Genomic DNA, 15,285 nt, shown 5'->3' with positions numbered 1-15,285 from the left:
GGGGCGGGTCCTCAGGGATTCCGGTGGGCGGTGTCGGCGCGGACTGCTAGCCTGCGGCGTCACTTCTCGCACATCCGTGCGTACCGCTTCCCAGGGGGGAACCCGTATGAGCCAGCCCGTGCAGCCGCCGAACCCACCGCAGCAGCCCTACGGCGGCGGACAGCCGACCGACGGCAACCCGTACGCGGCGCAGCAGCCCCCGGCCGACGCCCCGTACGCGCCGCACCCGGGCGCGCAGACGGGTGGCAACCCGTTCGCGGGCGGGCAGCAGCAGCCCGGCCAGTTCGGCGGCGGTGCCCCGTTCCCGCCCGCCGCGCCCGCCACGCGCAGCGGCCTCGGCCTCGGACTTCTGGTCGCGCTCGGATCGGCCGTCGTCGCGGCGATCCTGTACGGCGTGATCCTGGGCTCCATCGAGCGTGAGGTCGGCTACGCGGCCGTCGCCGTCGGCTTCCTGATCGGCTACGCGGCGAGCAAGGTGAGCGGGCCGATGCCGGTCGTAGGGATCGCCAGTGCCGCGCTCTCTCTGGCAGCCGTCTTCTTCGGCCAGCTCATCGGGATCTCGATGATCCTCGCGGACGGCCTGGGCGTCGGCTTCTCCGAGGTCTTCTTCGACCACTTCGGAGACCTCGTCGACGTCTGGAAGGAGGAGGGCGACGTGATGACGTTCCTCTTCTTCATCCTGGGCCCGGTCGGAGCCTTCGCGGGCGCCAAGAAGGCCGGCTGACGCCTCGCGCCACGCACGGCGGCCCGGACCGAGATGGTCCGGGCCGCCGTGCGTGGCGCGTGTGAAATCAGCGCCGGTGCTGGGAGTCCGCCACCGTCACCTCGACGCGCTGGAACTCCTTGAGGTCGCTGTAGCCCGTGGTGGCCATCGCCCGGCGCAGCGCGCCGAAGATGTTCATCGAGCCGTCGGGGTTGTGCGAGGGGCCGGTCAGGACCTCCTCGGTCGTCCCGACGGAGCCCAGGTCGACCAGCTTGCCGCGCGGCACGTCCTCGTGGACGGCCTCCATGCCCCAGTGCCGGCCGCGGCCGGGCGCGTCCGTGGCGCGGGCCAGCGGGGAGCCCATCATCACGGCGTCCGCGCCGCAGGCGATGGCCTTCGGCAGGTCGCCGGACCAGCCGACGCCACCGTCCGCGATGACGTGGACGTACCGGCCGCCGGACTCGTCCATGTAGTCGCGGCGGGCACCGGCCACGTCGGCGACGGCGGTCGCCATCGGGACCTGGATGCCGAAGACGTTGCGCGTGGTGTGCGCGGCGCCGCCGCCGAAGCCGACGAGGACACCCGCCGCGCCGGTCCGCATCAGGTGCAGGGCGGCGGTGTACGTGGCGCAGCCGCCGACGATGACCGGGACGTCCAGCTCGTAGATGAACTGCTTCAGGTTGAGCGGCTCGGCCGCGCCGGAGACGTGCTCGGCGGAGACCGTCGTACCGCGGATCACGAAGATGTCCACGCCCGCGTCGACCACGGCCTTGGAGAACTGCGCGGTGCGCTGCGGCGACAGCGCGGCGGCGGTGACGACACCGGAGTCGCGCACCTCCTTGATGCGCTGCCCGATCAGCTCCTCCTGGATGGGGGCGGAGTAGATCTCCTGGAGCCGCGGCGTCGCGGTCTCCACGGGCATCTCGGCGATCTCGTCGAGGAGGGCCTGCGGGTCGGCGTGCCGGGTCCACAGCCCCTCGAGGTTGAGGACGCCGAGGCCGCCCAGCTCACCGATGCGGATGGCGGTCTGCGGGGAGACCACCGAGTCCATCGGCGCCGCCAGGAAGGGCAGCTCGAAGCGGTAGGCGTCGATCTGCCAGGCGATCGAGACCTCCTTCGGGTCACGGGTACGCCGGCTCGGCACGACAGCGATGTCGTCGAACGCGTATGCCCTGCGGCCGCGCTTGCCGCGCCCGATCTCGATCTCAGTCACGATGGTGTGGCCTTTCCCTCTACGTCTGCGCTGACCAGTATCCCCGACGCACGCGTGAGGGGCGGTCCCGGGAACCCGGTCCGCCCCTCACCTGCGCTGATGTGTTACTTCCTGCTGTAGTTCGGTGCTTCCACCGTCATCTGGATGTCGTGCGGGTGGCTCTCCTTGAGACCCGCCGAGGTGATCCGGACGAAGCGGCCCTTGCTCTCCATCTCGTCGACGGAGGCGGCGCCGACGTACCCCATGGTCTGGCGGAGGCCGCCGACCAGCTGGTGGAGGACGTTGGCCAGCGGGCCGCGGTAGGGAACCTGTCCCTCGATGCCCTCGGGGACGAGCTTGTCGTCCGAGGACACCTCGGCCTGGAAGTAGCGGTCCTTGGAGTACGACCGCCCCTGTCCACGGGACTGCATGGCACCCAGCGAGCCCATGCCGCGGTACGACTTGAACTGCTTGCCGTTGATGAACATCAGCTCACCCGGGGACTCCTCGCAGCCCGCGAGCAGCGAGCCGAGCATCACCGTGTCCGCACCGGCCACCAGCGCCTTGCCGATGTCGCCGGAGTACTGGAGACCACCGTCGCCGATGACCGGGACGCCCGCCGCGCGGGCGGCCAGCGCGGCCTCGTAGATCGCGGTGACCTGCGGGACGCCGATGCCGGCGACCACACGGGTGGTACAGATCGAACCGGGGCCGACACCGACCTTGACGCCGTCCACGCCGGCGTCGATCAGGGCCTGGGCGCCGTCGCGGGTCGCGACGTTGCCGCCGATCACGTCCACGTCCACGGCCGACTTGATCTTCGCCATCCAGTTGAGGGCGTTGCTGTTGTGGCCGTGCGAGGTGTCGACGATCAGGAAGTCGACTCCGGCGGACGCGAGCGCCTGAGCGCGGTCCAGCGCCTCGGGGCTGGCGCCGACGGCCGCGCCGACCAGCAGACGGCCTTCCGTGTCCTTGGCGGCGTTCGGGTACTGCTCGGCCTTCTTGAAGTCCTTGACCGTGATGAGGCCCTTGAGGATGCCGGCCTCGTCGACCAGCGGCAGCTTCTCGATCTTGTGGCGGCGCAGGAGCTCCATGGCGTCCACGCCGGAGATCCCCACCTTGCCCGTGACCAGCGGCATCGGCGTCATGACCTCGCGCACCTGGCGCGACCGGTCCGACTCGAAGGCCATGTCACGGTTGGTCACGATGCCGAGGAGCTTCCCCGAGGCGTCGGTGACCGGCACTCCGCTGATGCGGAACTTCGCGCAGAGCGCGTCGGCCTCGCCGAGCGTGGCGTCGGGGTGCACGGTGATCGGGTCGCTGACCATGCCGGACTCGGACCGCTTCACCAGGTCGACCTGGTTGACCTGGTCCTCGATCGAGAGGTTGCGGTGCAGGACACCGACACCACCCTGCCGGGCCATGGCGATGGCCATCCGGGCCTCGGTCACCTTGTCCATGGCGGCGGAGAGCAGCGGGATGTTCACGCGTACGTTCCGCGAGATGAGCGACGAGGTGTCGACCGCGTTGGGCAGCACGTCGGACGCGCCCGGCAGCAGCAGCACGTCGTCGTATGTCAGCCCGAGCGTCGCGAACTTCTCGGGCACTCCGTCGACGTTTGCAGTCATGACACCTTCCCCAAATGGCCTTGATCGGTGCGGATGTCCATGCTAACGGCCCCGCGGGGTGTCTCATTCCACGATCAAGATCACCTGGCTGTTCTGTGGCTTCCTCCACATCGCCGGGAGCCTCCGGAACCGGTTCCTACTGACCCGCGAGGGCCCTCAGCCTGCTCAGTGCGCGGTGCTGGGCGACGCGCACCGCGCCGGGTGACATTCCGAGCATCTGCCCGGTCTCCTCGGCCGTCAGCCCGACCGCGACGCGGAGGACCAGCAGCTCGCGCTGGTTCTCCGGCAGGTTGGCCAGAAGCTTCTTGGCCCAGGCGGCGTCGCTGCTGAGCAGCGCCCGCTCCTCGGGACCGAGCGAGTCGTCGGGCCGCTCCGGCATCTCGTCGGAGGGCACGGCCGTCGATCCGGGATGCCGCATCGCGGCGCGCTGGAGGTCGGCGACCTTGTGGCCCGCGATGGCGAAGACGAACGCCTCGAAGGGCCTGCCGGTGTCCTTGTACCGCGGGAGCGCCATCAGCACCGCGACGCAGACCTCCTGCGCGAGGTCCTCCACGAAGTGACGGGCATCACCGGGCAACCGGTTCAGCCGGGACCTGCAGTAGCGCAGAGCGAGGGGATGCACGTGGGCCAGCAGGTCATGCGTGGCCTGCGCGTCACCGTCGACCGCACGGTGCACCAGAGCACCGATCACCGTCGTCCCGTCCTCACGCATCGGACCATGGTGCCCCGGCCCCGTCCGATCCGGGGCATCGCGTCCCGAGTTGTGCACCGAAGCGTTATCAGCGTGGCGCACCGAAGCGTTATCAGCGTGGTGCACCGAAGCGTCGTCCGCCGGTGCGCCGGTGCGGCCGACGGCCGTACCGGGACGGCCGGCGCGGGCTTCGGGTCGTGCGTCGTCGGTGTCGTGTGCCAGTGCTCCAGCGTTCTGAGCGGGTGCGCCGGATGTCATGTCCTGCGCCCTCCCCTTCCGCTCGACCGAATGTTCCCCTGGGAACTCCACAACCCCAAGGATGCGGCATCGGCCGGAAAGCGTCACACAGCGCTGGTGCGGGAGGGCCCGGCCGCAGGTCCGCCACCACCGTCGCCCCGTCCGCCGCCATGCGGACGGGATCGCACGGCTACCGGGCTCGCCGCGGCGTCAGCGGACCAGACCCCAGCGGAATCCGAGCGCGACGGCGTGCGCACGGTCCGAGGCCCCGAGTTTCTTGAACAGACGCCTCGCGTGCGTCTTGACCGTGTCCTCGGAGAGGAAGAGCTCACGCCCGATCTCCGCGTTGGAACGGCCGTGGCTCATGCCTTCGAGCACCTGGATCTCCCGCGCGGTGAGCGTCGGCGCCGCACCCATCTCGGCGGACCGCAGCCGGCGCGGGGCGAGCCGCCACGTCGGATCGGCCAGCGCCTGGGTGACGGTCGCCCGCAGCTCGGCACGCGAGGCGTCCTTGTGCAGATATCCGCGGGCACCGGCGGCCACCGCGAGGGCGACACCGTCCAGATCCTCCGCGACGGTCAGCATGATGATCCTGGCCCCGGGGTCCGCCGAGAGCAGCCGCCTGACCGTCTCCACACCCCCCAGACCGGGCATGCGTACGTCCATCAGAATCAGATCCGAACGGTCGGCCCCCCAGCGGCGGAGGACTTCCTCGCCGTTGGCCGCCGTCGTCACACGCTCGACGCCGGGAACGGTCGCAACCGCCCGGCGGAGCGCTTCTCGGGCAAGCGGGGAGTCGTCGCAGACGAGGACGGATGTCATGACCGTCCTCCGCAGCTGATGCGCGTCACCTTGAGCCTCCAGGCTGATACAAGTCGTCACCTGTGCGGTTGACCCCCTCGGACATCTGCCCGAGCTCGATCTCCGTCAACCGCCTCCCCCTCATCAACGACGGTCACTCGAAAGAGTTACGGGCCAGAGCTTCCGGTTCGGCACTCTAAGTGAGGGGCCGCACACGGAGGAGAGCGACACGAGATCATTCATCCCTCAACCGATCACTCGCGCGGCGAACTGCCCCATTTAGCGGGTTTTCTTCCCTTTTGCTGGCGTCTATGGCTAGATTCGCAATCAGTCATATTTACATCTACTAACACCGTAGATGTACGGTCGGGACTCCGGTCATCGACGACGACGGACGAGCACCAACGGTCGAGGACGCCGTTTCCGAACCAGCAAGGTTTCGAGGGGACACGCAATGGCAGATTTCTCCCGCCTTCCCGGACCCAACGCGGACCTGTGGGACTGGCAGCTGCTGGCCGCCTGCCGCGGGGTCGACAGTTCGCTGTTCTTCCACCCCGAAGGAGAACGTGGCGCAGCCCGGAGTGCCCGTGAGACCTCGGCGAAGGAGGTCTGCATGCGCTGCCCGGTACGCGCCGAGTGCGCGGCACACGCACTCGCCGTACGGGAGCCCTACGGCGTGTGGGGCGGCCTGACCGAGGACGAGCGCGAGGAGCTGATGGGCCGCGCGCGCAACCGCCTCATCTCCGCCCACTCGGGTCCGGCTCCGGAGGCCGGCCACACCTGACAGTCCGCACGACCCGCCGAGCGCAGAAACGTTTTTTCATATCGGGCGCGCCCGCCCCCTCACACCGCGGGAGGCAGCCGACCGCACCGTCCGGCGTACGGCAGATCCGGTGCGCATACGTCCGGCACGCGGTGGATCCGGCACGCGTACGTCCGGCACGCGGTGGATCCGGCACGCGTACGTCCGGCACGCGGTGGATCCGGCACGCGTACGTCCGGCACGCGGTGGATCCGGCGTGCGGGCCGCTCAGCGCGCGGCCGCCAGGGACAGCTGGTCGAGGGTCGCCGCCACCGCGGGCACCCTGGCGAGATCGGGCAGGGTGAGGGCGACGATCTCCCGCTCGACGGCCGGCTCCACCGTCACGGTGCGCGCCCCCTTGGGCCGCACGGACTCCAGGGCCAGCTCGGGCAGGACGGCGACACCGAGACCCGCCCCCACGAGCCCGATCACCGCAGGGTAGTCGTCCGTGGCGAAGTCGATCCTCGGGGTGAAACCCGAGGCCTCGCAGACCTCCACCAGCTGCCGCCTGCAGCGCGGGCAGCCGGCGATCCACGACTCGTCGGCCAAGTCCCCGATGCCCACCGCGCCCGTGCCGGCCAGCCGGTGCCCGTCGGGGACCAGGCCGATCAGCCGGTCCTTCAGCAGCGGGCGTACGACCAGGTCGTCCCATTCACCTCCGGTGGCCCCGTAGCGGAACGCCAGGGCGATGTCGCAGTCGCCGTCGCGCAGCATCTCCACCGAACGCGGAGGCTCCGCCTCGACGAGCGAGACCCTGGTGCCCGGGTGCCCCGCACGCAGGGCGGCGAGGGCGCCGGGGACCAGGGAGGAGCTTCCGCTCGGGAACGACACGAGCCGCACCCGGCCGGCCCGCAGCCCCGCGATCGCGGCGACCTCCTCCTCGGCGGCGGTCAGCCCCGCGAGGATGCCCGACGCGTGGCGCACCAGCGCCTCACCCGCCTGGGTGAGACGCATCTCGCGCCCCGTACGGATCAGCAGCGGAGTGCCCGCGGAGCCTTCCAGGGCCTTCATCTGCTGGCTGACGGCGGGCTGGGTACAGCCCAGCTCACGCGCGGCGGCGGAGAAGGAGCCGGTGGTGGCCACGGCGCGCAGGACACGGAGATGACGGGCTTCGATCACCCTCCAACCATAAGGGACTCTTGCAGCACCGGTCGATTAATGGCGAGCGGCTTTGAGCGTCTCGCGATTAGCCTGTCCGGTCATGAAGGTCCTCACCGTGAATCTCGGCCGTCCCGCGCCCTCCCCTCACCCGGACGGAGCCGACGGGCTCACCGGGATCGGCAAGCATCCGTCCGACGCCCCTGTGCGGGTCGCCGACCCCGGGCCCAAGGGCATCGGCGGCAGCGGCCTGGCCGGTGACTCGGTGTGCGACCTCCGGCACCACGGCGGCTCCGACCAGGCCGTCTACGCGTACGCCCGCGAGGAGCTCGACGCCTGGGAGAGGGAGCTCGGACGCCCCCTGCCCAACGGGGCGTTCGGTGAGAACCTGACGACCCTCGGCCTCACCGTGAGCCACGCCCGGATCGGGGAGCGCTGGCGGATCGGCGACGAGCTGGTCCTCGAGGTGACGTCCGGCCGCATTCCGTGCCGTACGTTCGCGGGCCACCTGGGTGAGCGTGGCTGGGTGAGGCGTTTCACCCAGGAGGGCGCCACCGGCGCGTACCTCCGGGTCATCGAACCGGGGACGATCCGCTCGGGCGACCCGGTCGAGGTGGTGTACACGCCCGGCCACGAGATCACCGCGGCGCTGGAGTTCCGGGCGACGACCACGGAACGGGAACTGCTGCCCCGCCTGCTCGACGCCGGGGACGCGCTGCACACGGAGGCCCTGCGCGCCGCGCGGGCCTACGTGGCGCAGCGGGGTACCAGCGCCTAGCCGAGGCCCGGAGCGGGCCAGGACATCCTGGCCCGCTCCGGGCCCCGGCGGCGCGCGGCCGGGTTCAGCCCAGGGTGAGGGTGCCGTCGACGCGGCGGGGGATGCCGTACGGGTTGCCGTCCTGCAGGGGCTGGGGCAGCAGGCTGTCGGGGATGTCCTGGTAGGCCACGGGCCTCAGGAACCGTTCGACGGCCGACGAGCCGACCGAGGTGCTGCGGGCGTCCGTGGTCGCGGGGTAGGGGCCGCCGTGGACCATCGCGTGGCCGACCTCGACACCGGTGGGCCAGCCGTTGAACAGGACGCGGCCGACGCGGCGTTCGAGAAGGGGCAGCAGTGCCCGGGCGTCGCCGAGGTCGGACTCGGCGGTGTGCACGGTCGCCGTCAGCTGGCCCTCCAGGGAGCGGACGACGTCGGCGACCTCGGCGAGGTCGCGGCAGCGGACCAGCACGGAGGCGGCGCCGAACATCTCGCGCTGGATCTCGGGGTCGGCGCGGAAGGCGTCGCCGGTGACGGCGGCGAACAGCGCCCGCCCGGCGCTCGCCGTGGCGGGCTCGGCGCCCCTCGCGATGATCTCGACCGCGGGACGCCCCGAGACGGTGTCCGCCTCCTGCCGGTAGGACCGGGCGATGCGGGGGGTGAGCATCGTGGAGCCGCCGTCGGTCTCGACGTGTGCGGCCACGGCGGTGGTGAAGACGTCGAGGTCGCCGCCCTCCACGGCGATCACGAGGCCGGGGTTGGTGCAGAACTGCCCGCCGCCCAGGGTGAGGGAGCCGACGAACTCCCCCGCGAGCCGCTCGGCACGGCCGGCGAGCGCGCCGGGCATCAGGACGACGGGGTTGACGCTGCTCATCTCCGCGTACACCGGGATGGGCTGCGGGCGCTCGGCGGCGGCACGCGTCAGGGCGAGGCCCGCGGTGCGCGAGCCGGTGAAACCGACGGCCTGGACGCGCGGGTCGCCGACGAGCTGGGTGCCGGTACCCGCACCGTCGCCGACGAGCAGGGAGAACACGCCCTCCGGCATTCCGGTCTCGGAGGCGGCCGCGAGGATGGCGCGGGCGGCCAGTTCGGAGGTGCCGAGATGGGCCTCGTGTGCCTTGACGACGACCGGGCAGCCGGCCGCGAGGGCCGAGGCGGTGTCGCCGCCGGGCACGGAGAAGGCGAGCGGGAAGTTGCTCGCGCCGAACACGGCGACGGGGCCCAGCGGCACCAGGCGCCGGCGGATGTCGGCGCGGGGCTGCGGTGTGCGGTCGGGCTGTGCGGGATCGATGCGGGCCCCGTGCCAGCTGCCCTCGCACAGCGTCGCCGCGAACAGGCGGAGCTGCCCGGTGGTACGGCCGACCTCACCCTGGAGCCGGGCGACGGGGAGGCCGGTCTCGAGGTGGGCGCGGGCCACGAGGGCTTCGCCCGCTTCGGTGAGGTGGTGGGCGATGCGCTCCAGGAAGCGTGCGCGCTGCCAGGGGTGGGTGGAGCGGAAGGCGTCGAAGGCCTCCTCCGCGAGCAGGCAGGCCCGCTCGACGTCCGACGGCGCGGCGAAGTGGTAGGCCGGAGCGAGGTCTTCGCCGGTGCGCGGGTCGACGGACCGCACCTCCGGCCCCGTTCCCGCGACGGGCTCGGAGCCGACGAACATGGTCCCTGCGAGTTCCGTGGTGGGGGCCTGTGCGATGGGTGTGGTCACCTCGGGGTCCTTCCGTGCTGCTGGTGGTGAGGGGGCGTCAGGCGGTCGGGGCGGGAACGCCCGCGATGAGCGCGGTGAGTTCGGCGAGCTCGCCCTCGGTGAGGTCGGTCAGCGGGGGACGGACCGGTCCGGCGCCGTGACCGGTGGCGGTCATCCCGGCCTTGACGATGCTGACGGCGTATCCGCCCCGCCGGTCGCGGATCTCCGTGTACGGCAGCACGAAGTCGTTGAGCAGCTTGATGACGGTGTCGTGGCGGCGCTCGCGGACGGCGCCGTAGAAGTCCAGTGCGAACTCGGGGAGGAAGTTGAAGATCGCCGACGAGTAGGTGGTGACGCCGAGTTCGAGGTAGGGCAGGGCGAACATCTCGGCGGTGGGCAGTCCGCCGACGTAGGTGAGCCGCTCGCCGAGGCGGGTGTAGATCCGGGTCATGGCGTCGATGTCGCCGATGCCGTCCTTGTAGCCGATGAGGTTGGGGCAGGAGTCGGCGAGTCGGGCGAGGGTGTCCGCGCTGTACGTGGCGTTGGCGCGGCCGTAGACGATGACGCCGAGGCGGGTCGAGCGGCAGACGGCCTCGACGTGCTGGGCGAGCCCTTCCTGTCCGGCCTCGGTGAGGTAGGGCGGGAACAGCAGGATGCCGTCGGCGCCCGCGCGTTCGGCGGCCCGGGCGTATTCGACGGCGGTGCGGGTGCCGTAGCCGGCCGGGGCGAGGATCGGGGTGCCCTCGGGGGCGGCCTGCACGGCCGCGGTGACGACCTGCTCGGTCTCGGACGCGGTGAGGGAGAAGAACTCCCCCGTGCCGCCCGCGGCGAAGAGACCGCCGACCTCGTAGGCGGCCAGGCGCTCGATGTTGGCGCGGTAGGCGTCGGCGTCGAAGGAGAGGTCACCGGCCGTGAAGTGGGTGACCGGGAAGGAGAGCAGACCCGAGCCGATGCGCCGGCCGAGCTCGGTGGGGGTGAACGACGTCATGGTGGGCTGCTCCTGTGAGGTGGGTGGGCGATACGGGGCGGTCCTCGGACCGCTGTCGCTCCGAGGTGCGGCGGGCGGGGCGTGCGCGTCGGCGGCATCACTCCTCGCCGTGCCGGTGTCCACGCTACGAGCGACCTGTCATGCCGGTCCAACACCGTTTTCGCATCGACTCATACCTTGCATGCATCAATGCCGTCAGTCCGGCGACGACATGCGACTGGTGCGGGCCCCGCGCTGTCCGTAGCGGGGCCCGCACCAGGTGTGGGGCCGTCGGCACCTCGTCGGATGCCGGCGGGAGAGCGGCGTGCGCCGCGGAGTCAGGGGCGCTTGCCCACCTCGTGGGTGGCGGTCGTCCAGGCCCGCGTCTGCTCGCTGAGCGTGATGCCGAGGCCGGGGCGGGAAGAGACGTGCATGCGGCCGTCGCTGATGGCGAGGCGCTCGTCGAAGAGCGGCTCCAGCCAGTCGAAGTGCTCCACCCAGGGCTCGATCGGGTAGGCGGCGGCCAGGTGGAGGTGGATCTCCATGGCGAAGTGAGGGGCGAGCTGCAGGTTGTTGTGCTCGGCCAGTGCGGCGAGCTTGAGGAACTGGGTGATGCCGCCGATGCGCGGGGCGTCGGGCTGGATGACGTCGCAGGCGTTGTGCCGTATGAGCTCGTGGTGCTCGGCGACGCTGGCGAGCATCTCGCCCGTGGCGATCGGGGTGTCCAGGGAGGCGGCGAGCGCGGCGTGGCCCTGGGCGTCGTAGGCATCCAGCGGCTCCTCGATCCAGACGAGGCCGAAGTCCTCCAGCGCGCGGCCCATGCGCTGGGCGGTGGGCCGGTCCCACTGCTGGTTGGCGTCCACCATGAGCGGGACGTCGTCGCCGAGGTGCTCGCGCACGGCCGTCAGCCGGGCCAGGTCCTGCTTGCCGTCCGGGTGGCCGACCTTGATCTTGATGCCGCCGATGCCGTGCGACAGGGACGCGGTGGCGTTGTCCAGGACCTGGTCGACGGGGGTGTGGAGGAAGCCGCCGGAGGTGTTGTAGCAGCGAACCGAGTCGCGGTGCGCGCCGAGCAGCTTGGCCAGGGGCAGCCCGGCCCGCTTGGCCTTCAGGTCCCACAGCGCGATGTCCATGGCGGCGATGGCCTGCGTGGCGACACCGCTGCGGCCGACCGAGGCACCCGCCCACACCAGCTTGGTCCAGAGCTTGCCGATGTCACTGGGGTCCTCGCCGATCAGGTTGTCGACGACCTCCTTGGCATGGGCGTACTGGGCGGGGCCGCCGGCGCGCTTGGAGTAGCTGAACCCGACTCCCTGGTGCCCCTGCTCGGTCTCGATCTCCACGAACAGGAAGGCCACTTCGGTCATCGGCTTCTGCCGTCCGGTCAGCACCTTGGCGTCGCTGATCGGTGCGTGCAGCGGCAGAGTGACGGCGGAGAGCCTGACCCAGGCGATGGCGTCGAGCGTCGCGTCCCCCTGACGGAGTGCGGCGGAGGCGGCTGTGTGAATCGTGTTCACCACTTCATGTCCCTGATGTGTGAGGCGGATGCGGGGGGTACGGCGGCCCCGGGGAGCGGCCGGCAGCCCTTGCGGGATCACCGGACCGCGGAGGCGAGGGTGCGGAGGCCGTCGGGCGTGGACGGTGCGGCGCCGACCCGGATCAAGGGGTTCCGGGAACGTACCTCAGGGCGGAATCAGCGGTTCCGCCCAGGGGTGGAGTCGCTGCGGCATGACGTGCGTGCTCCCGGTGCGAAACGAGCGGTGCGAGACGAACGGTGCGAGGCGAGCAGCACACCGGCGACGGAACCGGCGGGTACCGGCGTGAGGGTGGATCGCCGCTGGTCGCTCCTGACGCTAAGGTCAGCGATTGATCCATGTCCAACATAGATTTTGGATGATTCGATACCTGGAGGGCATCGTTGTTCACGCTCGCACAGCTGGTGAGCTTCATCGCCGTCGCAGAGGAACTGCACTTCACCCGGGCCGCCGCCCGCCTCCGGATGACCCAGCCCCCGCTGAGCCGTCAGATCCAGCTGCTCGAACACGAGCTGGACGTCCAGCTCCTGGACCGTACGAACCGCACCGTCCGCCTCACCCCGGCCGGCCGCGCCTTCCTCAACGAGGCGCGCGCCATCCTGCGCCAGTCGGAGGCGGCGACCCTCGCCGCCAGACAGGTCTCCGCGGGCCAGGCCGGGGCGATCGCGGTCGGCTTCACGGCAGCCGCCGCCTACTCCGCGCTCGGACCGCTCCTGGCCGTCGCCCGCTCCTTGATGGCGGGCACCGAGATCGTGCTGCGGGAGAAGGTCACCCGCGACCAGCTCGAAGCGATCACCGAGGGCTCCCTGGACCTCGGGATGATCCGCCCCTCCAGCACCGGCCCCGACCTCGCGACCCGGCCGGCCATACGGGAGGGCCTGATCGCCGCCGTACCGCTTGAGCACCCGCTCGCCACAGGGGACGGGCCGCTGCCGATGAGCGTGTTCGACGGGCAGGACGTGCTGATGTACTCGCCGGTCGAGGCCCGCTACTTCCACGAGCTGCTCGTGAGCATCTTCCGCGCCGCGCAGATCGCCCCGCGCTTCACCCAGTACCTCAGCCAGGTCCACAGCCTGCTGGCGATGGTGAACGCCGGCTGGGGCATCGCCTTCGTCCCCGAGGCGGCCGCGCAGATGCGGTTCTCCGGCATCACCTACCGCTCGCTGGAGCTCTCCGACCCCGCCCCCGTCGAACTGCACCTGGTCTGGCGGCGCAACAACGACAACCCGGCACTGCACGCCCTGCTCCGCCATCTGTGACGCAGGGCGACCTCCCGGCGTCCGGCAGTGAGTCATACCGGGAAGGTATTGCAGCCTACAAAAATCAATGTAGACGGGAATGGAAAGCGAACCTACGGTCATCTCCAGCCATCGGCGCTGTGGCTCCGACCACACGCGGCAACGCCGCCGCCACTCCCAGGTCTAGGAGATCGCCCGCATGACAGCTCTCGACCGGCAGGACGCGCCGGTGACAGCAGCCGCTCCCCCCGAGGCAGGCCGGCTCAGGTACGTCGTCCTCGCCATGCTCTTCGTCGTCACCACGGTCAACTACGCCGACAGATCGACGCTGTCGATCGCCGGTGACTCCATGCAGAAGGACCTGGGCATCAGCTCCTCGGAACTGGGCCTGCTCTTCTCCGCCTTCTCGTGGTCGTACCTGATCGCCCAGATCCCCGGCGGGTGGCTGCTCGACCGCTTCGGCTCCAAGAAGGTCTACGGGATCGCCATCTTCCTGTGGTCGCTGTTCACCATGGCCCAGGGAGCCGTCGGCTTCTTCGCCGGGGCCGCGATCGTGCTGATGTTCATCCTGCGCTTCGTGGTCGGCTTCGCCGAGGCGCCCTCCTTCCCGGGCAACTCCCGCATCGTCGCCGCCTGGTTCCCCACCAGGGAACGCGGCTTCGCCTCCGCCCTGTTCAACTCCGCCCAGTACTTCGCGACCGTGGCCTTCGCTCCGCTGATGGGCTGGCTCGTCACCGCCATGGGCTGGGAGCACGTCTTCACCGTGGTCGGCGGCGTGGGTGTCGTCCTGGCGCTGATCTGGACCAAGGTCATCTATCCGCCGCGCAGCCATCCGCGGATGAAGCGGGCAGAGCTCGACTACATCGGCTCCGGTGGCGCGCTCATCGACATGGACGCCCCGGCCGGCGGCGAGGAGAAGGCCGGGAAGTCCGGCGGCGGCAACCTGAAGCACCTCAGGACGCTGCTGTCCGACCGCAACATGCTGGGCATCTTCGTCGGCCAGTACTTCATCAACACCATCACCTGGTTCTTCCTGACCTGGTTCCCCGTCTACCTGGTCCAGGAACGCGGGATGAGCATCCTCGAAGCCGGCTTCGTCGCCTCGCTGCCCGCGCTGTGCGGATTCACCGGCGGTGTGCTGGGCGGGTACCTGTCGGACTCCCTCGCCCGCCGGGGCGTCAGCCTCACGGCCGCCCGCAAGATCCCCATCGTCGTCGGGCTGCTGCTGTCGACCAGCATCATCATCTGCAACTACGTGACCGCGTCGTGGCTCGTCGTCCTCATCATGTCCCTCGCCTTCTTCGGCAAGGGCCTGGGCGCACTCGGCTGGGCCGTCATGTCGGACGTCGCCCCCAAGCAGATAGCCGGCCTGGCCGGAGGCGTCTTCAACACCTTCGGAGCGGTCGCCGGCATCGTCACCCCGCTGCTCGTCGGCTACATCATCGACACCACGGGCTCCTTCGACCTGGCCCTCGTGTTCATCAGCGCGTGCGCCGCCATGGCGGTCGTCAGCTACGCCGTCATCGTCAAGGACATCACGCGCCTCCACCTCGACGAGGAGGACGCCCTCGACAGCCGGACCGCGTCCGTCTGACCTGAGCGGCGGGCCGTACCGTGACGCCGGCCGCCCGGCGGACGGGCGGCCGGCTCCGTTCCACCCCGGCCCGGCTCCTCACCGGAGGCCCATGCACACCCCCGCTGCCGACGAGCGCTCCCTCCGCGACCTGATCAACTCCGCCCCGCCGCCGCAGTTGCGTACCGCCCTGCTGCACGTCCTCGCCGAGATCACCGCCGCACGCGGGCGGGATCACTACCCGCCCCCGTCGTCAGGGCTGTGCTCCAGCGCCGTCGCCGACGCGGAGTTCGACGCGCGCCGGCAGATGGGGCACGACATCGGCCGAGCCGTCCGGGCGGCCCTCCACCCGGACTGACCAGCCCGGAGTGGGACGGCGGGTCGGACG

Annotated in this window: 14 protein-coding genes; 6 read left to right on the top strand and 8 right to left on the bottom strand. The window is 70.9% G+C overall.

The features are described 5' to 3' along the window. Positions 1 to 106: 106 nt before the first annotated feature. Positions 107 to 724: a hypothetical protein gene (locus ACIRJR_RS06830; RefSeq protein ID WP_403774855.1), complete on the top strand. Its 618-nt coding sequence runs from the start codon at positions 107 to 109 to the stop codon at positions 722 to 724. Positions 725 to 791: 67 nt separating this feature from the next. Here ACIRJR_RS06830 and ACIRJR_RS06825 read toward each other — a convergent pair whose 3' ends face one another. From ACIRJR_RS06825 to ACIRJR_RS06810, 4 genes are all read right to left on the bottom strand, one after another. Continuing rightward, positions 792 to 1,916 carry a GuaB3 family IMP dehydrogenase-related protein gene (locus ACIRJR_RS06825; protein ID WP_104788355.1) on the bottom strand — a complete coding sequence of 375 codons (1,125 nt, stop codon included), beginning with the start codon at positions 1,914 to 1,916 and terminating at the stop codon, positions 792 to 794. Between the two features lie 104 nt (positions 1,917 to 2,020). After that, positions 2,021 to 3,523 (bottom strand): IMP dehydrogenase, encoded by a 1,503-nt coding sequence (guaB, locus tag ACIRJR_RS06820; RefSeq protein WP_403774851.1) that lies wholly within the window; start codon positions 3,521 to 3,523, stop codon positions 2,021 to 2,023. Between the two features lie 136 nt (positions 3,524 to 3,659). Beyond that, entirely contained in the window at positions 3,660 to 4,235 is a 576-nt protein-coding gene (locus ACIRJR_RS06815; RefSeq protein WP_030123887.1) for a sigma-70 family RNA polymerase sigma factor, read from the bottom strand. A gap of 426 nt (positions 4,236 to 4,661) precedes the next feature. After that, entirely contained in the window at positions 4,662 to 5,273 is a 612-nt protein-coding gene (locus tag ACIRJR_RS06810; protein ID WP_003948568.1) for a response regulator transcription factor, read from the bottom strand. A 433-nt stretch (positions 5,274 to 5,706) separates the two neighbouring features. Between ACIRJR_RS06810 and ACIRJR_RS06805 the strand changes: the two genes are divergently transcribed. After that, positions 5,707 to 6,036 carry a WhiB family transcriptional regulator gene (locus tag ACIRJR_RS06805; protein ID WP_099173812.1) on the top strand — a complete coding sequence of 110 codons (330 nt, stop codon included), beginning with the start codon at positions 5,707 to 5,709 and terminating at the stop codon, positions 6,034 to 6,036. Between the two features lie 246 nt (positions 6,037 to 6,282). On the opposite strand, the gene ACIRJR_RS06800 is transcribed toward ACIRJR_RS06805, so the two are convergent. After that, positions 6,283 to 7,173, bottom strand: coding sequence for a LysR family transcriptional regulator (locus ACIRJR_RS06800; protein WP_403774846.1), 891 nt, complete (start codon positions 7,171 to 7,173; stop codon positions 6,283 to 6,285). Between the two features lie 82 nt (positions 7,174 to 7,255). On the opposite strand from ACIRJR_RS06800, the gene ACIRJR_RS06795 reads away from it, so the two are divergent. Beyond that, positions 7,256 to 7,930: an MOSC domain-containing protein gene (locus ACIRJR_RS06795; RefSeq protein ID WP_403774843.1), complete on the top strand. Its 675-nt coding sequence runs from the start codon at positions 7,256 to 7,258 to the stop codon at positions 7,928 to 7,930. Between the two features lie 64 nt (positions 7,931 to 7,994). Here ACIRJR_RS06795 and ACIRJR_RS06790 read toward each other — a convergent pair whose 3' ends face one another. From ACIRJR_RS06790 to ACIRJR_RS06780, 3 genes are all read right to left on the bottom strand, one after another. After that, complete coding sequence (locus ACIRJR_RS06790) at positions 7,995 to 9,605, bottom strand: aldehyde dehydrogenase (NADP(+)) (protein ID WP_403774840.1); 1,611 nt, start codon at positions 9,603 to 9,605, stop codon at positions 7,995 to 7,997. Positions 9,606 to 9,642: 37 nt separating this feature from the next. Then, complete coding sequence (kdgD, locus tag ACIRJR_RS06785; protein ID WP_403774837.1) at positions 9,643 to 10,572, bottom strand: 5-dehydro-4-deoxyglucarate dehydratase; 930 nt, start codon at positions 10,570 to 10,572, stop codon at positions 9,643 to 9,645. Positions 10,573 to 10,889: 317 nt separating this feature from the next. Beyond that, the gene (locus ACIRJR_RS06780; RefSeq protein ID WP_403774834.1) at positions 10,890 to 12,071 is read right to left on the bottom strand and encodes a mandelate racemase/muconate lactonizing enzyme family protein; all 1,182 of its coding nucleotides are present in this window, start codon (positions 12,069 to 12,071) and stop codon (positions 10,890 to 10,892) included. Positions 12,072 to 12,469: 398 nt separating this feature from the next. Here ACIRJR_RS06780 and ACIRJR_RS06775 point away from each other — a divergent pair, with 398 nt between their 5' ends. The 3 genes from ACIRJR_RS06775 (at position 12,470) to ACIRJR_RS06765 (ending at position 15,255) form a co-directional block, all read left to right on the top strand. Further along, the gene (locus tag ACIRJR_RS06775) at positions 12,470 to 13,345 is read left to right on the top strand and encodes a LysR substrate-binding domain-containing protein (RefSeq protein ID WP_403774831.1); all 876 of its coding nucleotides are present in this window, start codon (positions 12,470 to 12,472) and stop codon (positions 13,343 to 13,345) included. 178 nt (positions 13,346 to 13,523) lie between these two features. Continuing rightward, complete coding sequence (locus tag ACIRJR_RS06770) at positions 13,524 to 14,918, top strand: MFS transporter (protein ID WP_403774828.1); 1,395 nt, start codon at positions 13,524 to 13,526, stop codon at positions 14,916 to 14,918. Positions 14,919 to 15,009: 91 nt separating this feature from the next. Further along, on the top strand, positions 15,010 to 15,255 hold the full coding sequence (locus ACIRJR_RS06765; protein ID WP_403774825.1) for a hypothetical protein: 246 nt from the start codon (positions 15,010 to 15,012) through the stop codon (positions 15,253 to 15,255). Positions 15,256 to 15,285 lie beyond the last annotated feature (30 nt).

It is taken from the genome of Streptomyces sp. NPDC102402 (assembly GCF_044765765.1).
In the GTDB taxonomy this organism is placed as follows: Bacteria; Actinomycetota; Actinomycetes; order Streptomycetales; family Streptomycetaceae; genus Streptomyces.
Note: the sequence above shows the minus strand (reverse complement) of the source record. Positions and strands in the feature narration are given on the sequence as shown.